Raw genomic sequence first — 26,975 nt, 5'->3', positions numbered from 1 at the left:
AATGTCTGTACTCGAAATAAAAGATCTTCATGTCTCTATTGAAGATAAAGAAATTTTAAAAGGTGTTAATCTGACCTTGAAAACAGGTGAAATTGCAGCCATTATGGGGCCTAACGGGACTGGGAAATCAACGCTTTCAGCAGCTATTATGGGAAATCCCATTTTTGAAGTGACACAAGGAGAAATTTTACTTGACGGTGAAAATATTTTGGAAATGGAAGTTGATGAGCGAGCTCGCTTAGGGCTTTTTCTTGCCATGCAATATCCGTCTGAAATTCCAGGAATTACTAATGCAGAATTCATCCGTGCGGCAATGAATGCTGGTAAGAAAGATGATGAGAAGATTTCTGTTCGTGATTTTATCATGAAACTGGATGAAAAAATGGAATTGCTGGGGATGAAAGAAGAAATGGCAGAGCGCTACCTTAACGAAGGCTTTTCTGGTGGTGAGAAAAAACGCAATGAAATCTTGCAATTACTGATGTTAGAGCCTAAATTTGCCCTTCTCGATGAAATTGACTCTGGCCTTGATATTGATGCCCTTAAGGTCGTTTCTAAGGGAGTTAATGCCATGCGTGGTGAAGGCTTTGGTGCTATGATTATTACCCACTACCAACGTCTGCTTAATTACATCACACCAGATATTGTTCATGTTATGATGGATGGTCGTGTTGTATTATCTGGCGGACCAGAGCTGGCAGCTCGACTCGAAAAAGAAGGTTATGCCCAAATCGCTGAAGAACTCGGTCTTGAATACAGCGAAGAAGTCTAATTTGTAACTTCTTAACAAGAAAGAAAGGGAGTAACAAATGACAAAAGAATCTATTTTAACATTTTCACAATCTAAGGCAGAGCCTGCTTGGCTACAAGAAAAACGCTTAGCGGCCTTTGATAAGATTGATGACTTAGAGCTTCCAAGAATTGAACGTGTTAAATTTCAACGTTGGAATTTGGGGGACGGTACGATTACTGAAAGTCCAATTTCGGCTAATGTTCCAGACTTCACTTCCTTTGGAGAGAATCCTAAGTTGGTTCAGCTTGGCACACAAACGGTTTTGGAAAGCTTGCCGGCAAAGCTTGTAGAACAAGGCGTCGTTTTTACAGATTTTCATTCAGCTCTAGAAGAAATTCCACAGGTCATTGAGAAGTATTTTGCCACTGCTCTTAAATTTGATGAAGATAAGTTGTCGGCCTATCATACAGCTTATTTTAACAGTGGAGCCGTTCTTTATGTGCCTGACAATGTTGAAATTGACCTGCCTTTAGAAGGGATTTTTCTGCAGGACAGTACTAGCAATGTTCCGCTGAATAAGCATGTTTTAATCATTGCTGGACGCCATGCCAAGGTTAATTATTTGGAGCGTTTTGAGACGATTGGGGATAGCGATGTAAAGGCTACTGCCAATATTGCAGTTGAAGTTTTAGCACAGGCAGGCAGTCAAGTGAAATTTGCTGCTATTGATCGTTTGGGTAATAATATAACAACTTATATAAGCCGTCGCGGGCGTCTTGATAATGATGCCAGCATTGATTGGGCACTTGGTGTCATGAATGAAGGCAATGTTATTGCTGATTTTGACAGCGATCTTATCGGTAATGGCAGTCATGCTGAGTTGAAAGTTGTTGCGGCGTCAAGCGGTCGTCAAATTCAAGGAATTGACACTCGAGTGACCAACTACGGCAATAACTCTATCGGGCATATTCTCCAACACGGGGTTATCTTGGAACGTGGAACGCTAACTTTCAATGGTATTGGTCATATTATCAAGGGAGCTAAAGGAGCAGATGCTCAGCAGGAAAGTCGTGTCCTCATGCTTTCTGATAAAGCCAGAAGTGACGCTAATCCTATTCTTCTTATTGATGAAAATGAAGTCACAGCAGGGCATGCCGCGTCTATTGGACAAGTTGACCCAGAAGATATGTATTATCTAATGAGTCGCGGCATTGATAAAGAAACAGCAGAACGTTTGGTTATTCGTGGTTTCCTTGGAACAGTCATTACTGAAATTCCTGTTAAAGCTGTTCGTGACGAAATGATTGCTGTTTTGGATGAAAAATTGGATAAGAGATAAAATCATGACATTAGATACTCAAAAGATGAAACAGGATTTCCCCATTTTAAAACAAATTGTCAATGATGAACCTTTGGTGTATCTTGACAATGCAGCTACAACTCAAAAGCCAAAACAGGTTTTAGCTTGTTTGAATGATTACTATAGACAGGATAATGCTAATGTCCATCGTGGCGTCCATAGCTTGGCTGAAAGAGCAACAGCTGCTTACGAAGCTGCTCGTGAAAAAGTCCGTCGTTTTATCAATGCTGACTCAACTAAAGAAATTCTTTTTACGAGGGGGGCAACAACAGGTTTGAATTGGGCTGCTCGTTTTGCTGAGGAAGTGTTACAAGCAGATGACGAAGTTCTTATTTCTGTCATGGAACATCATTCTAATATCGTTCCATGGCAGGAAGCTTGCCGGAAAACGGGTGCTAAGTTAGTTTATGCTTATTTAAAAGATGGGCAGCTTGATTTAGAAGATCTTAAAAATAAAGTTTCTGCTAAAACAAGATTTATTAGTTTAACCCATATTTCTAATGTGCTAGGCTGTATCAATCCTATCAAGGAAATTGCACAGCTGGCTCATCAGCACAATGCCTACATGGTTGTTGATGGGGCACAATCGGCACCTCATATGACTATTGATGTTCAAGACTTAGACTGTGATTTCTTTGCTTTTTCAGGTCATAAGATGCTAGGACCTACTGGTATTGGTGTTCTTTATGGTAAAGAAGACATTCTTAAGCAAATGAGTCCTGTTGAATTTGGCGGTGAAATGATTGATTTTGTCTATGAACAAAAGACCACTTGGAAGGACTTGCCTTGGAAGTTTGAAGCAGGAACACCAAATATTGCAGGAGCCATTGCTCTTGGTGCAGCACTTGATTATTTAGCAGAATTGGGAATGGAACAGGTACAGGCTCATGAGCAAGAATTAGTGGCTTATGTTTTGCCTAAGTTGCAAGCTATTAAAGAGTTGACAGTCTATGGACCTGAGAATCCTGCAAAGCATATCGGGGTCATTTCCTTTAATTTGGAGGGTCTTCATCCTCATGATGTAGCAACAGCACTTGATTATGAAGGTGTTGCTGTTCGTGCAGGACATCATTGTGCACAGCCACTGATCAATTATTTAGGTCTTCATTCAGCAGCACGTGCAAGTTTTTATATTTATAATACAAAAGAAGACTGTGACAAATTAATAGAAGCGATTCTTAAAACAAAGGAGTTCTTTAATGGCACTCTCTAGATTAGATAGTCTTTATATGGCAGTTGTCGGGGATCATTCGAAAAATCCTCATCATCATGGTTTTTTAGAAGATGTGGAACAGGTTAATCTTAATAATCCCACTTGCGGTGATGTCATCAGTTTATCGGTTAAATTTGATGGTGATAAAATATCAGATATTGCCTTTGCAGGTGATGGCTGTACGATTTCAACCGCTTCATCCAGTATGATGACAGACGCTGTCATTGGCAAGACTAAAAAAGAAGCCCTTGAATTAGCAGATATCTTTTCTAAAATGGTTCAAGGGGAAAAAGATGATAGACAAAAGGAATTGGGAGATGCAGCATTTCTTGCGGGTGTTTCCAAATTTCCTCAACGTATCAAATGCTCAACCTTGGCATGGAATGCCCTTAAGAAAGCTATTGAGCGACAAGAAAATTAAAGAATTAAGGAAAGGGTATTATGCCAGAAAACGAAAGAGTAGAACCAAAGCCAATTGACATAGGAGACTATCAATTTGGCTTTCATGATGATGTTAAACCGATTGCATCAACTGGAAAAGGTCCGACGAAAGAGGCTGTTCGAGAAATATCCCGTATCAAAGGTGAACCAGAATGGATGTTGGACTTCCGTCTTAAATCGCTGGAGATATTTTATAAAATGCCTATGCAAGAATGGGGTCCTGACTTAACAGGTATTGATTTTGATGATATCATTTACTATCAAAAACCAACTGATAAACCAGCACGTTCATGGGAGGAAGTTCCAGAAAAAATCAAAGATACTTTTGAAAAGATTGGTATTCCTGAAGCGGAACGTGCTTATTTAGCTGGAGCTTCAGCTCAGTATGAATCAGAAGTTGTTTATCATAATATGAAAGAAGAATATGATAAACTTGGTATTGTTTTTACGGATACTGATTCAGCTCTTAAAGAATATCCTGAACTTTTCAAAAAATATTTTGCAAAATTGGTGCCGCCAACTGATAATAAATTAGCAGCTTTAAATTCAGCTTTTTGGTCAGGTGGAACCTTTATCTATGTGCCAAAAGGTGTTAAAGTAGATATTCCATTGCAGACTTACTTTCGTATCAATAATGAAGGAACGGGACAATTTGAACGGACCTTGATTATTGTTGATGAAGGTGCCAGCGTGCATTATGTGGAAGGCTGTACAGCACCGACTTATTCAACGGCCAGTCTGCATGCTGCTATTGTCGAAATTTTTGCCCTTGATGGTGCTTATATGCGTTATTCAACCATTCAAAACTGGTCAGATAATGTTTACAATTTGGTCACTAAGCGAGCCAAAGCTATGACAAACGCAACGGTGGAATGGATTGATGGTAATCTGGGAGCCCATACAACCATGAAATACCCATCTGTTTATCTTGACGGAGAAGGTGCGCGAGGCACCATGCTATCCATTGCTTTTGCCAATCGTGGTCAGCATCAGGATACAGGAGCTAAGATGATTCATAACGCTCCTCATACCAGTTCTTCTATTGTCTCCAAATCTATTGCTAAAGGTGGAGGAAAGGTAGATTATCGTGGGCAAGTATCTTTCAATAAGTCATCTCAAAAATCTGTTAGTCATATTGAATGTGATACCATCATTATGGATGATATTTCAGCATCTGATACCATTCCTTTTAATGAAATCCACAATTCACAAGTTGCTCTGGAACATGAAGCTAAGGTTTCAAAAATTTCAGAAGAACAGCTTTACTATCTCATGAGTCGTGGGTTAACGGAGTCAGAAGCTACTGAAATGATTGTCATGGGCTTTGTTGAGCCTTTTACCAAGGAACTTCCGATGGAGTATGCGATTGAACTCAATCGTTTGATTTCCTATGAGATGGAGGGTTCAGTTGGTTAATTAAAACGTTATGATTAAGTTTTAAAAACAATGATAGCTCATTGTTTTTAAAGCTTTTTTATTTACATTAAAGTAAGCTTTAAATCAAGTAGGAAGCCAGCAGATTGATAAAATAACTAAAGGTAAAGGGGCAGATGAATGGTAACTTCAAAATTTTGTTCTGCAGTCCTTAACAAATTAATCTATTCTTTCACTAAACTCACAAGGGAGAGATAGTGGATTTGAAAGGGGTTTCAAAAAATGTTAGAATAAAAGAAATAAGAATTTATTTTTAGTTGTAAAGGGAGACAAGATGAAAAGAAAGTTTATCATTCTTATAAGCCTCTTTGTTAGTCTTTTGATAGTGACAGCTTGTGATCTTCAAAATGTTAATCAGTCTATTAAAAAAGCGCAGCAAGCAGTGAACAAACGAGATGATAAGATGACTGTCAGCGATTTCTTTAAGAAAGTCAAAAGAGCCAATCGTTCTGTAGAAACGGTGCATTTTGATATGACGACTGACGTAGAATCACGTACTCGAAAACATCAGACCATGACAGCTGATATTGGGTATGATTCTTATGCTGCTAGTATTAATAGAGCTAACATTATTATTGAAGAAACAATTAATGGTGTGGATAGTTATCAAGAGTTAGTTGGTAACCAAAACAGTTCTCAATCACGGACTTCTAAAGACGGCAATTGGACTAAGTCAAACGCTGCAGGCAGTTATCGGGTTCATCCTAGTTATTTTAATTTTTTAAAAGTACTCTATACCATGAAGGACGATTTAGTTCTTAAGCAAAGTGGCAATGTTTATAGGCTTGGCTTACGCAGTCAGAATGTAGATATCGTTTCTTTGTTTAAGGAAGAGTTGAATCTCTATTTGAGGGGGGTTAGTCAGTCAGAGTTGAAGAAAGGATTTGAAGTTACCTTTGACAAGAAAACTTTTCATTTAAAAACATTTAAGTTGAGCTTATCTTATGCTGGTAGCAGGGGACAGCTTGATATGATAGCCAAAGGTAAATTTTCGAGGTGGAATAAGCTTTCAGATTCTCAATTTTCTGTATCTGATTCGGATGCTTAGATAACTTGTTCGTCTTACTGATTGAGCTTTAGGTTTTGTAAACTGAAAAAGAATAAAACTCCTCAGCTTGTTTTAGCAGTAATCAGAGAATGGAACAGAAGGATTATAATTCCATACATCAGCACATCAGCCAGCGCCTAAAGATGCTGGCTGATAATTTGGGCTTATAGCCCTAGTGCAGACCACCCGTTTAACGGGTGGTTATGATTCAAGTCTCACTGCTTTTGATTTGTCACCAGACTCTTTTTCATTATAACTTCTCATTGACGTATCTGACAAAATGATTCCACCAGACTTTAAGAAAGAAGCTGCGCTTCACTTCTTTTTTAGCAACTAATGGGATACTCGGTGGTGTCTCTAGGTAGCCTTGACCAACGGGATTGTCATCTTTAAAAGTAGCCTTTGCGATTAGTTGTCCTTTTTTAATAACTGCTGTGTAACCATTTTTTTTAGAAGCGATGGAAACAGTATTTTTTTTATGAGATAGTTTATTTTGAATGACGGTAAAATTCTTTTTAGCGACAGCAGGAACAGTTGTTCTTTTGCCATCAATCACCTTGACCTTGCTTCCTTGATACGTCTGACCTTTGTGAATAAGTGTGATGGGTTCATAGGTATTGTTGACATAGTTTAATAAATTATTAGTTGCTTGAAAACGTGCGGCGTCATCATCACTATCAGACTTGTCGGCATTTAAAACGACAGAAATCAGGCGCATACCATTTTCCTTTGAAGTAGCTACAAAGCAAGCACCTGCTAATTCGGTTGTTCCTGTTTTTAGACCATCAACACCTTCACGCGCATAAGGCATATTTGGCAGCATATAATTATAGGTTTCCATTTTATTTCCTGAAAAATCACTGTTTGTTTTTTCCGTGATTTTTAGAACTTGCGGAAATTCTTTGATTAGGTGATGAGCGACGATAGCAACATCTCTGGCACTCATCATGTTTTCATCTTCAGAGCTGGAGTCGGGATAGATATGATCGCCCAAAGTTTTATTGTTAAGACCAGAAGCATTAACTAGCTTGGCATCTGTAATTCCCCATTCTTGTAGTTGCTTTTTCATCATATCAACGAATTTAGGTTCAGTACCGCCAACTTTTTCAGCCAAAGCGATAGCAGCGCTATTGGCACTAGCAATCATAGAAGCTTCTACTAATTCTTTTACTGTATATTCTCTAGCATCCATGGGGACATTGCTGGCGCTGTAATCCTTTGTCAAACTATAAGGATAGTCAGAAATCTTAACCTTGCTAGACCAGGTGAGATCACCAGATTTAATTTCCTTATAAACCATATAAACAGTCAGCATTTTAGTAATAGAAGCAATACCGGCAGTGGTATCGGCATCCTTTTCATAGAGAATCTTTCCTGTATTAGCTTCAACAGCAATGGCATGCTTAGCAGAGACATCAAAGTTCTCTTCAGCCTTTACCCCAAAGCCGATTAGGGATATTAAAATAAATAGTAAGCATACAATCTTTTTCATCATAAATTTAATTATAGCATAATTTTAAGAGTGAATATGCTTTTCCTAAAAAATCTAATACCCTTAAATAGAGAAGAGAAATTGGACTATTTTTTTAGGAGTAGGACGATAAAACTGATTTTTAGGAGATCGCGATTGTATTTTAAATTTATTTATATATCGTTCATAAATTGGAAGATTCAAAACCAATTTTTTCCTTGACAGAAGCTTGCTAAAAGGGAAGAAATGCGCTAAAATAAAAATGATATTAGTTTCAATTTTCAGATTATTGAAAAGTAAAGAGGAGACATTATGATAGCAATAAAGAAAAGTCCATGGAAACGTGTTGGTTTAGGGCTGGTAACTGTTACTTCAGCAGCTATTTTAGCAGCCTGTGGAAACGGGAACAAACAAACTTCAAAAGATGAGATTAATTGGTATACCCCAGTTGATATCAATTCTTTGGATATTTCAAAAAGTACAGATACTTATTCTGGTATCGCGATTGGAAATTCAGGAAGTAATCTGTTGCGTGTTGATGATAAAGGCAAACCAGCCCCTGACCTTGCTAAAAAAGTGGAAGTGTCAAAAGATGGCTTAACTTACACAGCAACATTGCGCAAGGGCATCAAATGGTCCGATGGTAGTGCCATTACAGCTAAGGATTTTGTTTACTCATGGCAGCGTATGGTTAATCCAAAGACAGCTTCAGAATATTCAGGTCTTGCTGTTGAGTCTCATGTAAAGAATGCCAAAGCCATTAATAGCGGTGACATTAAAGATCTTAATGAACTCGGAGTTAAGGCTGATGGAAATAAAGTTATCTTCACCTTAGAATCACCGACTCCTCAGATGAAATATCTGCTTGCTTTCACAAGCTTTATGCCACAAAAACAATCCTTTGTTGATAAAGTCGGTAGTAAATATGGGACCAATGCCAAGAGTCAAATTTATTCAGGACCTTACACTTTAAGTGGCTGGAATGGCACCAACGGCAGTTTTAAACTGAAAAAGAATAAATATTACTGGAATGCTGACAAGGTCAAAATTGATACCATTAATTTCCAAACGGTAAAAAAACCTGAGACAGCTGTTCAAATGTATAAGCGTGGTGAATTAGATACAGCTAATATTTCAAATACTCCAGCTCTTTTCAAAGCTAACAAGGGCAACAAAGATGTCGTTGATGTCTTTGAAGCAACAACTGCTTACATGCAGTATAACCAAACAGGCACTAACAAAGCTCTAGCTAATAAGAAAATTCGCCAAGCACTGAATTATGCAACTAATCGTAAGGCTTATGTAGAAACAGCGATACCAACAGGTTCACGCGCAGCAACTGGCGTAGCACCTTATAAATTGGCCAAAGTGGATGGTAAGGATCTTTCTAAGTATGTGGCACCGGGCTATACTTATAATGCCGCCAAAGCAAAACAACTCTTTAAGGAAGGTTTGCAAGAGATTGGCGAAACATCAGTGAAATTTACAGTGACTTCCGATGCTGATTCACCTGTAGCTAAATCTGGTCTTGACTATATTAAAGGAGCTTGGGAAAAGGCGCTTCCAGGTTTGACAATTGAAGAAAAATTCGTGCCGTTCAAACAGCGTATTCAAGATACACAAAATCAAAACTTTGAGATTGTCATGTCTCTTTGGGACGGCGACTATCCAGAAGGTTCGACCTTCTACAGTAATTTCACGACAAGTTCACCTTATAATGGTGGAAAATTCGTAAATTCTACTTATGATCAGGCCTATGAAAAAGCAATTACAACGGATGCCTTAAATCCTACAAAGGCAGCTGAAGATTATAAAGTAGCAGAAAAAGCCTTATTTGATGAAGCAAATGTTAATCCAATTTACTTCCGCAGTACGAAGTCATTGCAAAATCCAAGTATCAAGGGTCTGATTCGCAGTTCTACAGGTTTGAATGTGGACTTCACCTATGCTTATAAGAAATAACTTTTAAGATAACAACACTTTTACACATGGCAAGGATTGGCTTGATGCCAGTTCTTGTTTTTATTGGAGAGCTTTCGCCGATAAAAACAAAGAAAAGGAATCATTATGCTCAAATATATTCTTAAACGTTTGGGAATTCTTTTGCTGACTTTATTTATAGTTGTCACTATTACTTTCTTTCTCATGAAAGCGATGAAAGGAACTCCCTTTAACAATCCCAAATTAAGTCCGGATGCTATTGCTGCTCTGAACGTTCAATATGGTCTAGATAAACCTCAATGGCAACAATATTTGCTCTATTTGAAAAATGTCTTCACAGGTGACTTAGGAACTAGTTTTCAATATACCAATCAATCTGTGACGACACTTATTGTTCAAAGGCTAGGTATTTCTGCCCAACTTGGTTTACAAGCACTTGTCTTAGGTGTTGGAATGGGTTTGATTGTAGGTGCTCTTTCTGCGCGTCATCAAAATGATAAAATAGATGGCCTCCTAAGTGTCATTTCAACACTTGGTTATTCTGTTCCTTCTTTCATTTTGGCTGTTTTCTTGTTGAATACATTTGGCTATCGTCTGCAATTCTTACCTGTATCTGGTTGGGGCTCTTTTGCTCAAACCATTCTGCCGACCTTGGCGTTATCATTTAATCCATTTGCAGTAACAACTCGTTTTGTTAGAAGTGAGATGATTGAAGCTTTGAACTCTGATTACATTCAACTGGCGCGTGCTAAAGGTTTGACAGAACGTCAGGTTGCCAATCATCACGCCTATCGCAATTCAATGATTCCTGTTTTGACCTTAGTGGGTCCTATGGCTGCTAATCTTTTAACAGGTTCTGTGTTGATTGAGAGAATTTTTTCGATTCCGGGTATCGGGGAGCAGTTTGTGAATTCCATCCCTTCCAATGATTATCCTGTTATCATGGGAACGACGATTGTTTATGCTGTTATGTTGATGAGTATGATCTTATTGACAGATATCGTTACCAGCATTGTTGATCCGCGCGTTCGTTTGCAGTAAGGAGAGTGACATGTCAGATAAAAATAGAGAGTTTGTGCTCATTGGGGCAGGAAGTACCAAAGCACAAGAAAAAATTGAAAAGCCGGCTCTATCTTTCTTACAAGATGCTTGGCGACGGTTAAAGAAAAATAAGTTAGCAGTTGTTTCACTTTGGTTTTTAACCTTATTAATCTCTTTTTCTTTGGTATCTCCTTTGTTTGTATCACAAAAAGATGCTAATAGTTTTGATTCGGACAAGGTATCAACTTATAGTAATTTGCCGCCTAATAGCGGTCTTGGTATTCCGGGTTGGAATGGTGTTTTTCAGATGCCAGGCTCTAGCAAGGCATCCAATGTCTATGAAGATCAAGCCGTTCCAAAAGGGAAAACATTCCTTTTGGGAACCGATAGTTTGGGACGCAGTCTAGGTAAGCGGATTATTGTTGGTGTTCGTATTTCGCTTTTAGTAGCAGTCGCTGCTACCTGCATTGACTTACTTATTGGGGTTGTTTATGGTCTGACTTCGGGTTATGTTGGCGGTGCTGTTGATATCATTATGCAGCGGATTATTGAAATTATTTCTTCTGTTCCAAATCTAATTATCGTAACCATGTTAGGGCTTTTATTAGGGAATGGGATTATTGCAATTATCTTGTCCATTGCTTTAACGGGTTGGACTTCAATGGCAAGGCAGGTTCGAAACATGACCTTATCATATAAGGAAAGGGATTTTGTTTTAGCTGCCAGAACTTTAGGTGAAAGCAGTCCTAAAATTGCTTTTAAACATATTTTACCCAATATTTCTGGTGTTATTATTGTGCAAATTATGATGACGATTCCTTCTGCCATTATGTATGAAGCTATTCTTTCAGCTATCAATTTAGGAGTAAAACCACCAACGTCTTCTTTGGGTTCTCTTATTTCTGATGCTCAAGAAAATTTACAATATTACCCTTATCAAATCATCTTACCGGCTCTTGCTTTAGTCTTTATTTCTTTAGCGTTTATTTTACTTGGAGATGGTTTACGTGATGCATTTGATCCAAAATCAGGACAAGACTAGGAGGAAAATATGAGTAAGGAAAAAATTTTACAAGTCAATAACCTCCATGTCAATTTTCATACCTATGCAGGTGAAGTAAAAGCTATTCGCGATGTTAGTTTTTATTTAGAAAAAGGGGAAACACTGGCTATTGTTGGCGAATCTGGTTCTGGAAAGTCGGTAACCACACGAACTTTAATGGGGTTGTCAGCAAAGAATGCTGAGATTTTCGGAGATATTGAGTTTAAGGGACGCAATCTAAATGATTTGAAGGAAGAAGACTGGGTTCATATTCGCGGAAATGATATTTCCATGATTTTCCAAGATCCTATGACAAGTTTGGATCCAACCATGCGTATTGGCCTTCAAATTGCTGAACCTATTATCAAGCATGAAAAAGTAACTAAAAAAGAAGCTCTCAAGCGGGCTCTTGACATGATGGAAAAGGTTGGTATTCCCAATGCGCAAGAACACATCAACGATTATCCTCATCAGTGGTCAGGCGGTATGCGCCAGCGCGCTGTCATAGCTATTGCTTTGGCAACTAATCCTGAAATCCTTATTGCAGATGAACCAACGACGGCTCTTGATGTTACCATTCAAGCACAAATTCTTCATTTAATGAAAGAAATCCAAAAGAATACTGACTCTTCCATTATCTTTATCACTCATGATTTGGGTGTCGTTGCAGGTATGGCAGACCGTGTTGCTGTTATGTATGCAGGCAAGATTGTGGAATATGGTACAGTAGATGAGGTTTTCTACAACCCACAGCATCCCTACACTTGGGGGCTTCTCAATTCGATGCCTACAACTAATACAGCTTCAGGCAGTTTGCATTCAATTCCCGGAACACCGCCTGACTTGTTGCAGCCCCCTCAAGGAGATGCTTTTGCTCCAAGAAATGAATTCGCTCTTGATATTGATCTTAAGGAGGAGCCGCCATTTTTTAAAGTTAGTGATTCACATTATGCTGCTACTTGGCTGTTAGATGATCGTGCTCCTAAGATTACTCCGCCGGAAAGAATTTTGCAGCGTTGGGAAAAATGGAAGAGCTTACAGGGAGAAAAGCATAATGACTGAAAATCGTAAAAAACTAGTTGAAGTCAAAAATGTTTCTTTGACATTCAATAAAGGAAAAGCCAACCAAGTAAAAGCAATAGATAATGTCAGCTTTGATATCTATGAAGGAGAAGTTTTTGGACTTGTTGGGGAATCTGGCTCAGGTAAGACGACAATTGGCCGTGCTATTTTAAAACTTTACAATATTGATAAAGGAGAAATTGATTTCGAAGGTGAAACGATTTCAAAATTAAAGGGAAAATCATTGTTTAATTTTCGTAAGAAAGCGCAAATGATTTTCCAAGATCCTCAAGCCAGCTTGAATAGTCGCATGAAAGTTAGGGATATTATTGCTGAAGGACTTGATGTTCATAAATTGGTTAAAAATAAGGCAGACCGTGACGCAAAAGTTCAGGATTTACTGGATCTGGTTGGGTTAAATAAGGATCATTTAACACGTTATCCGCATGAATTTTCAGGCGGTCAGCGTCAACGGATTGGGATTGCTCGTGCTTTGGCGGTTGAGCCTAAATTCATTATTGCTGATGAGCCCATCTCTGCTTTGGATGTCTCTATCCAAGCTCAGGTTGTTAATCTCATGCAAAAACTGCAGCATGAACAGGGACTAACGTACCTGTTCATTGCTCATGATTTATCAATGGTTAAGTATATTTCGGATCGCATTGGTGTGATGCATTGGGGAAAAATTGTGGAAATTGGGACATCTGATGAGGTTTACCATCACCCCATTCATCCTTATACTCAAAGTCTCTTATCAGCTGTTCCTGAACCCGATCCAGTTTTAGAACGTCAACGTATTCATAAAGTTTATGACCCAGTTGATGAGTTAGATGGGCAGGAACGAGAAATGAGAGAAATTACACCGGGGCATTTTGTTTTATCAACAGAAGAAGAGGCAAAAGCCTATAAGAAAAAATAAAGCTGAGCTGAAAGCCCTATTTTAACTGTACTAATGACAAAATCTCATTTTTGAAATAGCTGAATTAATTCATTTGATACAGCGTGTTTTCTTGTTTTTAAGTGATATTTAATATCAGACCATTTTAATCCTAATAATCATTTGTTTTTTATGTTTGATGGTATCGTAACTTTTAGAATTTGTATTCCTAACTTTTTTGAGTGGTTAAGGAACCTGTCAATATTCTTTTTACTACAGCAGAAATTATTCTTACATGAAGAGTGAGCCAAAATTGGTAATTGTAATGAATTGCGATTTCGATTTTGTCGGTTCACTCTTTTTTACTAAGCTAGCATTATCTCATAAATAAAATCGTTTATTATTGACTTTTGAGATAATACATAAGAGAAATCATTATATGTGGTTTAGTGAAAGTTATTGGCGTCTGCTTTTTGTTTCTTTGTAAATGTTAATAATAAGATAAAACGTGCTCATAATTTGTCTAGTTTATTTTTTGTTTTTTATTGAGTATGAAACCTTTTGGGAATCATACTTACTATTTGTTTCATTTATTTTAGAATTTTTAATAAAATAAGCAAAACATTTGTCACTAATTAGTAGTAATGTTATTATATTAGCATAATGACAATGGAGGTAATTATTTATGTCAAATTTTTTAGATTTACAAAAACAACGTCGCAGTATCTATGCCTTAGGCAAAACTGTTGATTTATCAAAGGCTGAATTAGTTGCATTAATTCAAAATGCCATTAAGCAGGCGCCGTCAGCTTTTAATTCGCAAACCAGTCGTGCTCTCGTTCTTTTTGGGCAGGACTCTCAAGATTTTTGGAATAAAATTGCTTACAGTGAATTAGAAAAAGTCACACCAGCAGAAGCCTTTGCAGGGACAAAAGCGAAGTTGGAAAGTTTTGCTGCTGGAGTTGGAACCATTCTGCTATTTGAAGATCAAGCTGTTGTCAGAAATTTAGAAGAAAACTTTCCGCTTTATGCGGAGAATTTCCAGCCTTGGTCTGAACAAGCACACGGTATTGCTCTTTATGCTATTTGGTTAGCACTAGCTGAACAAAATATTGGTATGAGTGTTCAGCACTACAATCCGCTTGTTGATGCTCAAGTTGCTGAAAAATATGATTTACCAGCTAACTGGAAATTGCGTGCACAAATACCTTTTGGTTCAATTGAAGCATCTGCTGGTGAGAAAGAATTCATGGCAGACCAAGAACGTTTCAAAGTATTTGGTGACTAGTCATTGAAAATTTTATTTTAACAAGTAATAAGATAAGACGAAAATGCCTTGAAAGAGGTATTTTTTCTTGCACACAATTTTAATGACGATGCTATCCACCGAAAGCTAACTGGCAAAAAAGAAGTCAATCAATAAATAAGAATAACTTCTCCAACAAGTCTAATGTCAAAAGAAGCAAAGGATATTTTATCTTGTCAGTTTAGGAATATTTCCAATTTACGGGTGTTCTGCAAAATAGTCTTTGTACAAGGAAAAGAATTGTTCTCGTTTATTGATGGCCATCTTGATATAAATATTGTGAATGTGAGTTTTTACTGTGCCAACAGAGAGGTAAAGTTCCTTAGCAATCTCTTGATTTTGTTTATGTTCCAGCAAAAGTTGGCAAATGTCTTGTTCTCGTTCTGTCAAGTGGTAATAGTCAAAAAAGTCTTGAATAGCATCTTTAGATAAAGCCTTTGTTTGTAAAGCTTGGTTTCTTTTTTCCAAGAGAGGATAATCTTTTAAAAAATAATAAAGAAGAAGCCAGCAGGCAATGATGGAAAAGAGATCTTCTGAAACATTTCGATTCATAATTTTTGTATTAAAAATACTGTATTGATCAACAGTGAAAATAACAAAAGTGTCCTCAATTAAAATAGCAACACTGGCAATCATAGCTAGCAAAGCGATTAATTTTAAATATTTTTTACCTAACTTGCTTACATTTTCCTTCTTACTATTGAAAAAGGCTATCAAGCCTGTATAAAACAGAAGCAATTGATTTGGTAGGTAATAGAGGTATACCTTTGTAGCTGTATTGGGCAGTGATGGTAGTGATGGTAAGAGCATAAAGAGAAAAATAGCTAGTAAGATGAGGTATTCCCACCAAGGCATTTTCCGTTTACTTAAATAATGAACAATCCATAACTGACAAAAGTTGTTAACGAGAAAAACAGTTGTTTTAATGAAAGAAGTTCCTTGAAAGGAACTGTTGTAATTGGAAGCAAAACTTGAAATAATTTCAGTCATTGAAATAACAGAATTATCTAAGATAAAAAAGAGCAGATAAAGAGAAGTGACTAAGTAAAGTGTCTTCTTTTTTTTATTTTTTTCTCTTATAAAGAAGCTTACAGAAAAGGCCATGGTAATGGCATAAAGCATCATTAATAATAGATTATAGATATAGATGAGTTCAATTTTCATGGAAGAACCCTCCTTTAATTTCTCTTTAATATCTATAGTAATTATATCATTCAAATAAACTTTTATTGAAAAGGCTTTGTAAAAAAGGCCTAAACCTTGGGTTTATTTTTTAAAAACGGTTTATTTCATAAGGTTTAGTTAGCTAAACCTTTGTTTGTAATCGTTTACAGCTCAAAGTTTATAGTAAACTGCCCTTTAAAAAAATATGATGGAAATGAAAAAAATAGAGGAGGCTTCTATGATGAAAAAAACAGATTATATTACGACAGAGGATTTTTCTAAAGAAGAATTGCTAAAATTGGTAGATTTATCTTTAAAAATCAAGGCCTGTATCAAAAATGGCTACTATCCCCCCTTATTGGAACACAAAAGTTTAGGGATGATTTTTCAACAAACCTCAACACGAACACGTGTTTCCTTTGAAACAGCCATGAGCCAACTTGGAGGTCATGCACAATATTTAGCACCGGGACAAATTCAGCTTGGAGGTCATGAAACGATTGAGGATACGTCAACTGTTCTTTCCCGATTGGATGATATCTTAATGGCCCGTGTTGAACGTCACCAAAGTGTAGTAGACTTGGCTAGATGTGCTTCTATTCCAGTTATTAACGGGATGTCTGATTATAATCATCCAACTCAGGAACTTGGAGATCTCTGTACAATGATAGAACATTTGCCAGCTGGTAAAAAGTTAGAAGATTGCAAAGTTGTCTTTGTTGGAGATGCGACACAGGTTTGTTTTTCTCTTGCTCTAATAACGACTAAAATGGGAATGGAATTTGTTCACTTTGGACCTAAAGGATTTCAATTAAACGACATGCATAAGGAAAAGTTAGATAAAATTTGTGAACGATCTGGTGGAAAATACACTGTAACTGATAATGAAGATGCCATTGAAGGTGCTGATTTCCTTTATACAGATGTTTGGTATGGTCTATACGAAGCAGAATTATCTGAGGAAGAACGGATGCAAATTTTCTTCCCTAAATATCAAGTCGATAGTCAAATGATGGCTAAAGCTGGTGCGGACTGCAAATTCATGCATTGCTTGCCAGCAACTCGTGGTGAAGAGATTACAGATGAAGTGATGGACGGTCCTCATTCTATTTGCTTTGACGAAGCAGAAAATCGTTTGACTTCCATTAGAGGATTGCTCGTTTATCTTTTAAGGGATTATAGGGAAAAGAATCCTTATGATTTAGTGAAGCAGGAAAAGGCTAAGGAAGAATTAGAAACTTTTTTGAAGCCGGAATAGGTAATTATGTGAGAATGGGACAGACTACCATGCTTGATACGCAATCATGTCTGTCCTAAACTCCTAACTTCCCTATTTAAAAGAAAGGAAGATACCTATGGAAGGAAAGAAAAAATTTAGTTTATTTAGTGCAGTACTTTCTGTTATTTGTGTCGTCTTTGTTGCTGAAGCGGCTGCTCCGGTAGCTGCTATTGGGAATTCTCAATTCTTTTGGTGGCTCTTTTTATTAATTGCCTTTCTTCTACCTTATGGTTTGATTTCATCTGAATTGGGAACAACTTATATTGGTGATGGTGGTATCTATGATTGGGTGACCAAGGCTTTTGGTCATAAATGGGGCTCTCGAGTGGCTTGGTATTATTGGATTAATTTTCCACTCTGGCTAGCTTCTCTGGCAGTTATGACACCGGGTTTATTAACAACAGTTACTGGACACAACTTTTCAACTGTTACAGCTATTATTGTTGAACTCATTTTTATTTGGCTGGTTATTTGGATTAGTTTTTATCCCGTGAGTGATAGTATTTGGATTTTAAATGGTGCAGCTGTCATTAAAATGTTATTGGCCTTACTTGTTGGTGGCTTGGGCCTTTATGTGGCCCTGACCAAGGGCATGGCAAATGAAATGACCTTAAAGTCACTGTTGCCTTCTTTTAATCTGAACAGTCTCTCTTATATTTCAGTTATTATTTTTAACCTGCTCGGTTTTGAGGTTATTTGTACTTTTGCAGGAGATATGGAAAATCCTAAAAAGCAAATTCCTCAATCTATTATTGTTGCAGGTCTGGTAATTGCAGCTATCTATATTTTTTCTGCTTTTGGTATTGGCGTCTCAATTCCAACGGATAAGATTTCAACCAGCAGTGGTATGATGGATAGTTTTAAATTATTAACAGGCTCAACGGGCGGTTGGTTTATCATGACCATGGCTTTTCTATTTTTATTGACCTTGTTTGGCAATATGATTTCTTGGTCTCTCGGTGTTAATAATACAGCTTCTTATGCTGCAGAAAATGGAGACATGCCCCAATTTTTTGCTAAAAGAAGTCGCAAAAGAGATATGCCAATTGGTGCTGCTCTTGCTAATGGTATTGTTGCTAGCATTGTGGTTGTTATTGCCCCATTTTTGCCCAATCAAGATTTATTCTGGGCTTTCTTCTCCTTAAACTTAGTCATGTTTTTATTGTCTTATGTTCCTGTATTTCCAGCATTTTTCAAGTTGAGAAAAATAGATCCGGATACACCGCGTCCTTTTAAGGTTAGTGGCAATGATAGTTTTTTGAGATTACTTGTTATTTTACCAATGATTTTAATTATCATTTCCTTGATTTTTACTGCTCTACCACTGGCTTTTGATTCTGAAACTTTAGCTTCAAAATTACCAATAACAATTGGTTCTCTTATTTTTATAGGGATAGGTGAACTTATTATTATCATCAAAAAAATAAAGAAATGAGGTAAGAAAATGGCAAAACGTATTAAAAATACAACTCCAAAACAAGATGGCTTTAGAATGCCAGGTGAATTTGAAAAACAAAAACAAATTTGGATGCTTTGGCCTTGGCGCAATGATAATTGGCGGTTGGGAGCTAAACCTGCTCAAAAGGCTTTTTTAGAAGTAGCTGAGGCTATTAGTGAGTTCGAGCCTGTCTCTCTTTGTGTTCCGCCACTGCAATATGAAAATGCTTTGGCTCGCGTATCAGAATTGGGTAGTCATAATATTCGAATTATTGAAATGACCAATGATGATGCTTGGATTCGTGACTGTGGTCCAACATTTCTGGTGAATGACAAAGGAGATTTGCGTGCGGTTGATTGGGAATTCAATGCCTGGGGAGGCTTAGTCGATGGTCTTTATTTTCCTTGGGACCAAGATGCTTTAGTAGCACGTAAGGTTTGTGAAATAGAAGGTGTGGATTCTTACAAAACGAAAGATTTTGTTCTTGAAGGAGGTTCTATCCATGTGGATGGCGAAGGAACCGTTTTGGTAACAGAAATGTGTCTGTTACATCCTAGTCGTAATCCGCATCTGACCAAAGAAGATATTGAAGATAAATTGAAGGACTATCTTAATTGTGAAAAGGTTCTTTGGGTCAAGGATGGCATTGATCCTTATGAAACGAATGGTCATATTGATGATGTTGCCTGCTTTATTCGTCCGGGGGAAGTTGCCTGCATCTATACAGATGATAAGGAACATCCTTTTTATCAGGAAGCTAAAGCAGCTTATGACTTCTTGTCTCAACAGACAGATGCCAAGGGACGTCCTTTAAAGGTTCATAAAATGTGCGTGACCAAGGAACCCTGTTATCTGCAGGAAGCTGCAACCATTGACTATGTTGAAGGCAGTATTCCACGTGAAGAAGGAGAAATGGCGATTGCCTCTTATTTGAATTTCTTGATTGTTAATGGAGGGATTATTTTACCGCAGTATGGGGATGAAAATGATCAACTAGCTAAACAGCAGGTACAGGAAATGTTTCCAGATAGAAAAGTCGTTGGTGTGAGAACAGAAGAAATTGCTTACGGTGGTGGCAATATTCACTGTATTACACAACAGCAACCTGCAACTTAAACTAATTAATCAGTGAAAATGGAGAAAATGTATGGCAAAAAGAAAAATTGTCATTGCATTAGGGGGAAATGCAATTTTGTCTAGAGATGCTTCTGCCAAAGCACAGCAGGCAGCATTGGCTCAGACTGCCAAATATCTGGTCCAATTCATTAAAAATGGTGATGATTTAGTCATTACTCATGGGAATGGTCCGCAGGTAGGTAATCTGTTATTGCAACAAACAGCTGCTGATTCTTATGACAATCCAGCGCTTCCCTTGGATACCCTAGTGGCCATGACAGAAGGTTCCATTAGTTATTGGTTACAAAATGCCTTAATCAATGAGTTAAGGAAACAATCCATTGATAAGGAAGTTGTGTCTATGGTAACAGAAGTACTTGTATCAGCTGAAGATCCCGCTTTTGACCATCCCAGTAAACCCATCGGTCCTTTTCTTAGTGAGGAAGAAGCCTATTTGCAAGAAAAGATGACTGGTGCTACTTATAAAGTAGATGCAGGCAGAGGTTGGCGAAAAGTAGTTGCTTCTCCCAAGCCAATTGCCATTCAGGAAATAGCAACGATAAAATCTTTGCTTAATACAGGAGCTGTTGTTATTACAGCAGGTGGCGGTGGCATTCCGGTTATTGAAGACCCTAAAACAAAAGAATTAATGGGTGTGGAAGCTGTTATTGATAAAGATTTTGCCAGTCAATTATTGGCCGAAAAAATCAAAGCTGATTTATTTATTATTTTGACTGGTGTTGATCATGTTTATATTCATTATGGTCAACCTAATCAAGAAAAATTAGAAAAAGTAACAGCAAGTCAGCTAAAAGCATGGAAGGATCAACAACAATTTGCAGCAGGTAGCATGCTACCAAAAGTAGAAGCAGCAATTGCCTTTGTTGAAGCACATCCCAGTGGAAAAGCCATTATTACTTCTTTAGAAAATATAGCAAATGTTATTTCAGAAGGAAGTGGCACACAAATTACGGCTAATTAAGATGATGTTTGGAAACAAACTATTCTGGCCTGTCGACCATTGAAGACTAACTGACAAAAAAGAAGTCAATCAAGTAGATGGGAAATAGGTTTTCGAACGAGTCTTTTATAAAATAGTTTGATGCAGTGGTTGGGAGTAAGACTGGAACTGGCTTTGTTAGTTCTAGTCTTACTCCTCTTTTGCTTTATTCTTCAAATGATAATTGCGCAGCAATCTTGCTATCTGTCTCACTCTTTAATATACTAGTCTCAGAATTAATGGAATCAGGGAAATCTTTGAATATTACATTTGGTATTATCAAAAAAATCAGCTAAATGTAAGTTTACATTTGACCATCATTTAAAAAATCCACCCAAATGTAAGTTTACATTTGGATGAAAAATAAAAAAATGAGGCTGGGACAGCAATCATGCGTATCTGTTCCAGCCTCTTACAGTGTAAAAATGAAAGGAAGCCTATGCAATAATAATTATATCTTGGTGCTTATTTCAGGAAAGAGCTTGGCTAGAATTTTGCCTGTGATAACTTGTCCCGGTCCTTGGTAGCAATAGGTATGCATATACATGGATGGATTGAAATTGAGCTCAATGCAGGTACAGTTTGGCTTTCCCTTGCTGGCTTTTAAGTTGGTATCTGGAATGATCAAATCCACCCCACAAACCCAAGCTCCCATTGCTGTCGCCATATTAGCTGCTAGTTTTTTGTAGCTAGGATCCATGGTTTCTGTCACATCAATCGAATCGCCGCCAGTTGAGATATTGGAATTACCACGAAGATTCACCTTCTTGCCCTTTGGTAAGATGTCTTCTGGGGTATAACCTTCTTGCTGCAGCATCAGTAATTCAATATCACCGAGATCAATGATTTCAAGTGGAGAGCGATGCTCCCGACCACGAAGAGGATCCCTATTTTTTTGTGCCACGAGCTGCCGAACAGTACTATGGCCGTCTCCAACGACGTTGGCCGCAACCCGCAAGAGAACAGCCTCACATTTACCGTCCAGAATGAAGAAACGGTATTCTGTTCCTGGTATAAATTCTTCCACAAGGACCGAATAGTCTTCAATAAAGGCAATGTCAAGTGCTTTTTCGTAATCATTGTGACTGGCTGCTGTTTCAAAAATAGAAATCCCAAGTCCGAAATTGGTTGTCTTAGGTTTAACAACAATAGGTTTATTTTTGATTTGGGAATAATAGCGGAGGGCCTCGTCTTTATTGTCAAATTCAGCTCCTGCTGGGACAGGGTAGCCGTTTTCTCTTAGTATTTTTTTAGTCACCACTTTATTGGCCATGGCTAGGGGGATAACGTAGTTATCTTTAGAAGTCATGTTGCCATTTTTGACATATTCAATATGGTCATTATGCCACAGTTTGAGAAATTGATCATTTTCATCTAAAATTTCAAAATGAATTCCTTTTTGGATGGTATCAAAAAGCAGCATTTGTGTTGACAATTCCATGTTTTCATAGCCCTTGAGGGCATAATAATCTTGCCAAGCGTAATTATGATAATTTTGCCCTTTTTTCTGTCCAAAATGCTCCAATGAGGCATGCTTAATATGCTCAAAAAGACGGCCGCTTAGAGTTAACTTAGGATTTTCAACTTGTTTTTTGATAGCAATTAGTAAATCATCATAGTAACTTGGTAATTTAAAGTGTTTAATTAAGGCTTCCATTGCTTCTATAATAAGGGAAGCAGAGTTCTCCTTTGGTAATTTTTTCAGAGGATGGCTTAATGCAATTTTATCATTAAGTTTTTGAGCCTTATCAAGTGCTTGATTCAGTTTTTTTGGTGTGTCAAGCCAGAGCATGGCCAAGATAAAGAGATGGACACTGTCAATGGTTTCTTGCGTAATGCCGCGATTATTGAAGGGATTAAGATCAAAACAGCGAAATTCTAAATAAGTGATTCCTTTAGTAAGATAGTCACGATTATGCTTACTGCCACGCAAACGAACAGCTGAATAGAATTCTTTTTCAGCTGATAGAGCACCGCTTTTAACATAATGCTCAATACTTGAGATATAATTTTCGAGACTGTCGAAAGGAACCTTGACATCATCAGTATTGACATAGCCTAAATGACTGTTTCGGATTGAGCGAACAGTTTGGCTGAGCTCTTCATTTAAAAATCCTTTTTCAGCCAAGGGACTAGCCCCATAAAGGTAGGTCAGGAACCAACGATAGTTTAAGAAATTCTGAGCCACTTTTAAGTAGAGGTCATTTTTAAAGTCAATGAAAGACTGATAACCGCTAAGTTCAAAAAGTTCATTCATTAAATCAGCACCTAGCTCCATGTTATAATGAATGCCAGATATAGATTGCAGGATTTTTCCATATTTTTTATCTAAATACTGACGATAGGAAAATTCAAAGTCATCTTCTAACTGGGCAATTTCAATTTCGTCTTCTGTAATTTGAGGTGGCATAGACAAAGGCCAAAGGTATTGGTTTTGGTCAATACTGCGCTCTGCAACATCAGTAATAGCCCCTAAAAAACGAAGGACTTCCTTGCTGGAATGAGCGACAGGCGTGATTAGTTCCATCTGAGACTCACTGTAATCTGTTTGAATATAAGGATGAAACTGGCGAGAACCCAGTACTGTTGGATGAGGTGTCTGAGCTAGCCGGTGGTCTGTTTTATTGATACGGAGACTTTCTCTTTCTAAACCAAAATTAGCTTGAAGAAGGGGTAAGTCAGAATTTGCATGCTGTAATAATTGATTGATGTGCATAGGCTGCCTCGCTTCATTGTAGATAGTAATAGTGTACAATAAATTCCCTCCTTCTGACAATTCTTTGCTACGTTTCTTGAAAAATAGTCGGAAATTTCATATACTTTATAAGTAAGATATTCTTGCGGGTGAAACTCCTGCCATGTCTATTGAGAAAGGATGTGGAGCTGTTTATTGACAGCTCAGTATCAAGAATTATGACTTCAGTTGTTGTTGTTGGAACCCAGTGGGGAGATGAAGGTAAAGGAAAAATTACCGATTTTTTATCTGCTGATGCAGAAGTGATTGCACGTTATCAGGGCGGAGATAATGCAGGGCATACCATTGTTATTGATGGGAAAAAATTTAAACTGCATTTAATTCCGTCAGGAATTTTCTTTCCTGAAAAGGTTTCTGTTATTGGTAATGGGATGGTTGTCAATCCCAAATCATTGGTTGAAGAATTAGATTATCTTCATCAAGAAGGTGTTGCAACAGATAATCTTCGTATTTCTGATCGTGCCCATATTATTTTGCCTTATCATATTAAACTTGACCAATTACAAGAAGCGTCCAAGGGGGATAATAAAATCGGGACTACTAATAAAGGAATCGGCCCTGCCTATATGGATAAGGCTGCACGCGTTGGTATTCGGATTGCTGACTTGCTTGATAAGGACATTTTTGCAGAACGTCTAAAAGCAAATTTGGCAGAAAAAAATCGCCTTTTTGAAAAAATGTATGAGTCGGCTCCAGTAGCCTTTGATACTATTTTTGATGAGTACTATGCTTATGGTCAAAAGATTAAAGATTATGTCACTGATACCTCTGTTATCCTAAATAAGGCTCTTGATAAAGGGAGACGGGTTCTCTTTGAAGGAGCTCAAGGAGTTATGCTTGATATTGACCAAGGAACCTATCCATTTGTAACTTCATCAAATCCAGTTGCAGGTGGCGTTACCATCGGATCTGGTGTTGGACCAAGTAAAATCAATAAGGTTGTTGGTGTCTGCAAAGCCTATACCAGCCGTGTAGGTGATGGTCCTTTCCCCACAGAACTTTTTGACCAAACGGGAGAGCGCATTCGTGAAGTTGGGCATGAATACGGGACAACAACAGGGCGTCCGCGTCGAGTTGGTTGGTTTGACTCAGTTGTTATGCGTCACAGCCGCCGTGTATCAGGCATTACCAATTTATCTCTTAACTGTATTGATGTACTTTCAGGTCTTGATATCGTAAAAATCTGTGTAGCCTATGATTTGGATGGAAAACGGATTGATCACTACCCTGCCAGTCTCGAACAACTCAAACGCTGTAAACCTATTTATGAAGAATTGCCGGGCTGGTCTGAAGATATTACAGGGGTTCGCAGTTTAGAAGATCTTCCTGAAAATGCTCGTAATTATGTCCGCCGTGTAAGTGAATTAGTTGGTGTTCGTATTTCTACTTTCTCGGTTGGTCCAGATCGTGATCAGACTAATATTTTGGAAAGTGTCTGGGGATTGTAAAGTTAATAATTTTTATGCTATAAAAAAGAAGTTGCTTGTGTGACTTCTTTTTCATTTGGTGCGATTTTAACCATTTGTATAACTGCAAATAAAATTCCTTCTATGTTGAATTCCAAGAAGCTTTCTTTTAATGTTTAAAATTTAATTGGATAAAAATTAAGAATATCTTCTAAATTTCGACTCATTTAAAAAGCAGAAAATTATAGTCCAATTGTGAACACTTGTATGTGTGATTATTGGTCTTGTTGTTAGCATTTTCAAGAATTATAATAAAACTATAAAAAAACTTCAAATCTTTTTAGAAAAGAGGAAAACATATGAATATTCTTATTAATATTCTAACTTGGTTCTCGCAAAATATTTTGCAAAAACCGGCCTTTTTTGTAGGTATCTTAGTATTAATTGGATACTTGCTCCTCAAAAAACCATTACACGATGTATTTGCTGGTTTCATTAAGGCAACTGTTGGATATATGATTCTGGATGTTGGTGCTGGCGGTCTAGTGACAACCTTTCGTCCCATTTTAGCAGCACTTAATTATAAATTCAAAATTGGTGCGGCGGTTATTGACCCATATTTTGGACTGACAGCAGCAAATGAAAAGATTGCTCAAGAGTTCCCTAGATTTATTGGTACAGCAACAACAGCACTCTTGATTGGCTTCTTCTTCAATATTCTTCTGGTTGCCCTTCGTAAGATTACTAAAATTCGTACCTTGTTCATTACAGGTCACATCATGGTACAACAAGCTGCGACAGTTACCTTGATGGTTATCCTTTTAATTCCAGCTTTTCGCAATCAGTTCTGGGGAACTTTAGCTGTAGGGATCATCTGTGGTCTTTATTGGGCGGTTAGTTCTAATATGACTGTTGAGCCAACACAGCGCTTAACTGGCGGCGGTGGTTTTGCTATCGGACACCAACAGCAATTTGCTATTTGGTTTACGGATAAGATTGCTCCAAAACTTGGTAAAAAAGAAGAAAATTTGGACAACTTGAAATTGCCAGCTTTCTTAAATATCTTCCATGATACAGTTGTTGCCTCAGCAACCTTGATGCTCGTCTTCTTTGGTGCTATCTTGGCTATCCTTGGTCCGGATATTATGTCTAATCCAAAGGTGATTACAACGGGTACCCTGTTTGATCCAACCAAACAAGCCTTCTTTATGTACGTTGTTCAAACGGCCTTTACTTTTTCTGTTTATCTTTTTGTCTTGATGCAAGGTGTGCGGATGTTTGTCGGTGAACTGACCAATGCTTTCCAAGGTATCTCTAACAAACTTCTCCCTGGTTCTTTCCCAGCAGTTGACGTTGCGGCGTCCTATGGTTTTGGATCACCTAGTGCAGTCCTCTTTGGTTTTGCAACTGGACTTATTGGACAGTTAATTACAATCGTGTTATTGATTGTCTTTAAGAATCCAGTCTTGATTATCACAGGTTTCGTTCCAGTATTCTTTGATAATGCTGCGATTGCTGTTTATGCCGACAAACGCGGAGGTTGGAAAGCAGCAGTTGTTCTGTCATTCTTATCAGGTGTGCTTCAAGTGGCACTTGGTGCAGTTGCAGTTGCTCTTCTAGGTCTGGCAGGATTTGGCGGTTATCATGGCAACATTGACTTTGAAATTCCATGGGTGCCATTTGCTTATCTTTTCAAATATGCAGGAGTTATCGGTTATGCTCTTGTGGCAGTCTTCTTACTTGCTATCCCGCAAATTCAATTTGCTAAAGCAAAAGATAAGGAAGCCTACTATCGTGGAGATGCTCAAGCAGAATAATCAGCTAATATGAATTTAGCCTATCATTGTG

21 protein-coding genes are annotated in these 26,975 nt (G+C 37.7%); 18 read left to right on the top strand and 3 right to left on the bottom strand.

The window, feature by feature from the left end:
- Window position 1 precedes the first annotated feature (1 nt).
- The 6 genes from sufC (at window position 2) to FNL60_RS09195 (ending at window position 6,229) form a co-directional block, all read left to right on the top strand.
- Window positions 2–772: a Fe-S cluster assembly ATPase SufC gene (sufC, locus tag FNL60_RS09220; RefSeq protein WP_002262747.1), complete on the top strand. Its 771-nt coding sequence runs from the start codon at window positions 2–4 to the stop codon at window positions 770–772.
- 37 nt (window positions 773–809) lie between these two features.
- Window positions 810–2,072, top strand: coding sequence for a Fe-S cluster assembly protein SufD (sufD, locus tag FNL60_RS09215; protein WP_002263985.1), 1,263 nt, complete (start codon window positions 810–812; stop codon window positions 2,070–2,072).
- Between the two features lie 4 nt (window positions 2,073–2,076).
- Window positions 2,077–3,306 (top strand): cysteine desulfurase, encoded by a 1,230-nt coding sequence (locus FNL60_RS09210; protein WP_002271229.1) that lies wholly within the window; start codon window positions 2,077–2,079, stop codon window positions 3,304–3,306.
- Window positions 3,293–3,727, top strand: a complete 435-nt coding sequence (gene sufU / locus FNL60_RS09205) for a Fe-S cluster assembly sulfur transfer protein SufU (RefSeq protein ID WP_002262744.1) — start codon at window positions 3,293–3,295, stop codon at window positions 3,725–3,727. The genes FNL60_RS09210 and sufU overlap by 14 nt, the downstream gene beginning before the upstream one ends.
- Window positions 3,728–3,747: 20 nt before the next feature.
- Complete coding sequence (gene sufB / locus FNL60_RS09200; RefSeq protein WP_002262743.1) at window positions 3,748–5,163, top strand: Fe-S cluster assembly protein SufB; 1,416 nt, start codon at window positions 3,748–3,750, stop codon at window positions 5,161–5,163.
- A 292-nt stretch (window positions 5,164–5,455) separates the two neighbouring features.
- Window positions 5,456–6,229 (top strand): hypothetical protein, encoded by a 774-nt coding sequence (locus FNL60_RS09195; RefSeq protein WP_002263987.1) that lies wholly within the window; start codon window positions 5,456–5,458, stop codon window positions 6,227–6,229.
- A gap of 250 nt (window positions 6,230–6,479) precedes the next feature.
- Here the strand turns inward: FNL60_RS09195 and pbp3 are convergent, their stop codons facing one another.
- Window positions 6,480–7,721 carry a D-alanyl-D-alanine carboxypeptidase PBP3 gene (pbp3, locus tag FNL60_RS09190; RefSeq protein ID WP_002263988.1) on the bottom strand — a complete coding sequence of 414 codons (1,242 nt, stop codon included), beginning with the start codon at window positions 7,719–7,721 and terminating at the stop codon, window positions 6,480–6,482.
- A gap of 291 nt (window positions 7,722–8,012) precedes the next feature.
- Here pbp3 and FNL60_RS09185 point away from each other — a divergent pair, with 291 nt between their 5' ends.
- The 6 genes from FNL60_RS09185 (at window position 8,013) to FNL60_RS09160 (ending at window position 14,951) form a co-directional block, all read left to right on the top strand.
- On the top strand, window positions 8,013–9,662 hold the full coding sequence (locus tag FNL60_RS09185) for a peptide ABC transporter substrate-binding protein (RefSeq protein WP_002280003.1): 1,650 nt from the start codon (window positions 8,013–8,015) through the stop codon (window positions 9,660–9,662).
- A gap of 105 nt (window positions 9,663–9,767) precedes the next feature.
- Window positions 9,768–10,682: an ABC transporter permease gene (locus tag FNL60_RS09180; RefSeq protein ID WP_002262739.1), complete on the top strand. Its 915-nt coding sequence runs from the start codon at window positions 9,768–9,770 to the stop codon at window positions 10,680–10,682.
- 10 nt (window positions 10,683–10,692) lie between these two features.
- Window positions 10,693–11,724, top strand: a complete 1,032-nt coding sequence (locus FNL60_RS09175) for an ABC transporter permease (protein WP_002280002.1) — start codon at window positions 10,693–10,695, stop codon at window positions 11,722–11,724.
- Window positions 11,725–11,733: 9 nt separating this feature from the next.
- On the top strand, window positions 11,734–12,786 hold the full coding sequence (locus FNL60_RS09170) for an ABC transporter ATP-binding protein (RefSeq protein WP_002268461.1): 1,053 nt from the start codon (window positions 11,734–11,736) through the stop codon (window positions 12,784–12,786).
- A complete protein-coding gene (locus FNL60_RS09165; RefSeq protein ID WP_002280001.1) occupies window positions 12,779–13,705 on the top strand; it encodes an ABC transporter ATP-binding protein in 927 nt (308 codons plus the stop codon). Before FNL60_RS09170 ends, FNL60_RS09165 begins: the two co-directional genes overlap by 8 nt.
- 643 nt (window positions 13,706–14,348) lie before the next feature.
- On the top strand, window positions 14,349–14,951 hold the full coding sequence (locus FNL60_RS09160) for a nitroreductase family protein (protein WP_002269742.1): 603 nt from the start codon (window positions 14,349–14,351) through the stop codon (window positions 14,949–14,951).
- 216 nt (window positions 14,952–15,167) lie between these two features.
- Here FNL60_RS09160 and FNL60_RS09155 read toward each other — a convergent pair whose 3' ends face one another.
- A complete protein-coding gene (locus tag FNL60_RS09155; protein WP_002263993.1) occupies window positions 15,168–16,133 on the bottom strand; it encodes a helix-turn-helix transcriptional regulator in 966 nt (321 codons plus the stop codon).
- Window positions 16,134–16,371: 238 nt separating this feature from the next.
- Between FNL60_RS09155 and ptcA the strand changes: the two genes are divergently transcribed.
- From ptcA to arcC, 4 genes are all read left to right on the top strand, one after another.
- Window positions 16,372–17,391: a putrescine carbamoyltransferase gene (gene ptcA / locus FNL60_RS09150; RefSeq protein ID WP_002282737.1), complete on the top strand. Its 1,020-nt coding sequence runs from the start codon at window positions 16,372–16,374 to the stop codon at window positions 17,389–17,391.
- Between the two features lie 97 nt (window positions 17,392–17,488).
- Window positions 17,489–18,847 carry an APC family permease gene (locus FNL60_RS09145; RefSeq protein ID WP_002262732.1) on the top strand — a complete coding sequence of 453 codons (1,359 nt, stop codon included), beginning with the start codon at window positions 17,489–17,491 and terminating at the stop codon, window positions 18,845–18,847.
- 9 nt (window positions 18,848–18,856) lie between these two features.
- Complete coding sequence (gene aguA, locus FNL60_RS09140; protein ID WP_002270783.1) at window positions 18,857–19,966, top strand: agmatine deiminase; 1,110 nt, start codon at window positions 18,857–18,859, stop codon at window positions 19,964–19,966.
- A 31-nt stretch (window positions 19,967–19,997) separates the two neighbouring features.
- Entirely contained in the window at window positions 19,998–20,948 is a 951-nt protein-coding gene (gene arcC / locus FNL60_RS09135) for a carbamate kinase (protein WP_002262730.1), read from the top strand.
- Window positions 20,949–21,417: 469 nt separating this feature from the next.
- Here the strand turns inward: arcC and gshAB are convergent, their stop codons facing one another.
- On the bottom strand, window positions 21,418–23,721 hold the full coding sequence (gene gshAB, locus FNL60_RS09130; RefSeq protein WP_018110182.1) for a bifunctional glutamate--cysteine ligase GshA/glutathione synthetase GshB: 2,304 nt from the start codon (window positions 23,719–23,721) through the stop codon (window positions 21,418–21,420).
- 158 nt (window positions 23,722–23,879) lie between these two features.
- Here gshAB and FNL60_RS09125 point away from each other — a divergent pair, with 158 nt between their 5' ends.
- Together FNL60_RS09125 and FNL60_RS09120 are read left to right on the top strand one after the other, a co-directional pair.
- On the top strand, window positions 23,880–25,169 hold the full coding sequence (locus tag FNL60_RS09125; protein WP_002267835.1) for an adenylosuccinate synthase: 1,290 nt from the start codon (window positions 23,880–23,882) through the stop codon (window positions 25,167–25,169).
- Window positions 25,170–25,486: 317 nt separating this feature from the next.
- Window positions 25,487–26,944, top strand: a complete 1,458-nt coding sequence (locus FNL60_RS09120) for a PTS ascorbate transporter subunit IIC (RefSeq protein WP_002262727.1) — start codon at window positions 25,487–25,489, stop codon at window positions 26,942–26,944.
- Window positions 26,945–26,975 lie beyond the last annotated feature (31 nt).

The organism is Streptococcus mutans (assembly GCF_006739205.1).
Taxonomy (GTDB): Bacteria; Bacillota; Bacilli; order Lactobacillales; family Streptococcaceae; genus Streptococcus; species Streptococcus mutans.
Note: the sequence above shows the minus strand (reverse complement) of the source record. Positions and strands in the feature narration are given on the sequence as shown.

Bases quoted from the DNA above. Each gene is read 5' to 3' on its own strand.
- sufC (WP_002262747.1), top strand. From the start codon at position 2: ATGTCTGTACTCGAAATAAAAGATCTTCATGTCTCTATTGAAGATAAA.
- sufD (WP_002263985.1), top strand. From the start codon at position 810: ATGACAAAAGAATCTATTTTAACATTTTCACAATCTAAGGCAGAGCCT.
- FNL60_RS09210 (WP_002271229.1), top strand. From the start codon at position 2,077: ATGACATTAGATACTCAAAAGATGAAACAGGATTTCCCCATTTTAAAA.
- sufU (WP_002262744.1), top strand. From the start codon at position 3,293: ATGGCACTCTCTAGATTAGATAGTCTTTATATGGCAGTTGTCGGGGAT.
- sufB (WP_002262743.1), top strand. From the start codon at position 3,748: ATGCCAGAAAACGAAAGAGTAGAACCAAAGCCAATTGACATAGGAGAC.
- FNL60_RS09195 (WP_002263987.1), top strand. From the start codon at position 5,456: ATGAAAAGAAAGTTTATCATTCTTATAAGCCTCTTTGTTAGTCTTTTG.
- pbp3 (WP_002263988.1), bottom strand. From the start codon at position 7,721: ATGAAAAAGATTGTATGCTTACTATTTATTTTAATATCCCTAATCGGC.
- FNL60_RS09185 (WP_002280003.1), top strand. From the start codon at position 8,013: ATGATAGCAATAAAGAAAAGTCCATGGAAACGTGTTGGTTTAGGGCTG.
- FNL60_RS09180 (WP_002262739.1), top strand. From the start codon at position 9,768: ATGCTCAAATATATTCTTAAACGTTTGGGAATTCTTTTGCTGACTTTA.
- FNL60_RS09175 (WP_002280002.1), top strand. From the start codon at position 10,693: ATGTCAGATAAAAATAGAGAGTTTGTGCTCATTGGGGCAGGAAGTACC.
- FNL60_RS09170 (WP_002268461.1), top strand. From the start codon at position 11,734: ATGAGTAAGGAAAAAATTTTACAAGTCAATAACCTCCATGTCAATTTT.
- FNL60_RS09165 (WP_002280001.1), top strand. From the start codon at position 12,779: ATGACTGAAAATCGTAAAAAACTAGTTGAAGTCAAAAATGTTTCTTTG.
- FNL60_RS09160 (WP_002269742.1), top strand. From the start codon at position 14,349: ATGTCAAATTTTTTAGATTTACAAAAACAACGTCGCAGTATCTATGCC.
- FNL60_RS09155 (WP_002263993.1), bottom strand. From the start codon at position 16,133: ATGAAAATTGAACTCATCTATATCTATAATCTATTATTAATGATGCTT.
- ptcA (WP_002282737.1), top strand. From the start codon at position 16,372: ATGATGAAAAAAACAGATTATATTACGACAGAGGATTTTTCTAAAGAA.
- FNL60_RS09145 (WP_002262732.1), top strand. From the start codon at position 17,489: ATGGAAGGAAAGAAAAAATTTAGTTTATTTAGTGCAGTACTTTCTGTT.
- aguA (WP_002270783.1), top strand. From the start codon at position 18,857: ATGGCAAAACGTATTAAAAATACAACTCCAAAACAAGATGGCTTTAGA.
- arcC (WP_002262730.1), top strand. From the start codon at position 19,998: ATGGCAAAAAGAAAAATTGTCATTGCATTAGGGGGAAATGCAATTTTG.
- FNL60_RS09125 (WP_002267835.1), top strand. From the start codon at position 23,880: ATGACTTCAGTTGTTGTTGTTGGAACCCAGTGGGGAGATGAAGGTAAA.
- FNL60_RS09120 (WP_002262727.1), top strand. From the start codon at position 25,487: ATGAATATTCTTATTAATATTCTAACTTGGTTCTCGCAAAATATTTTG.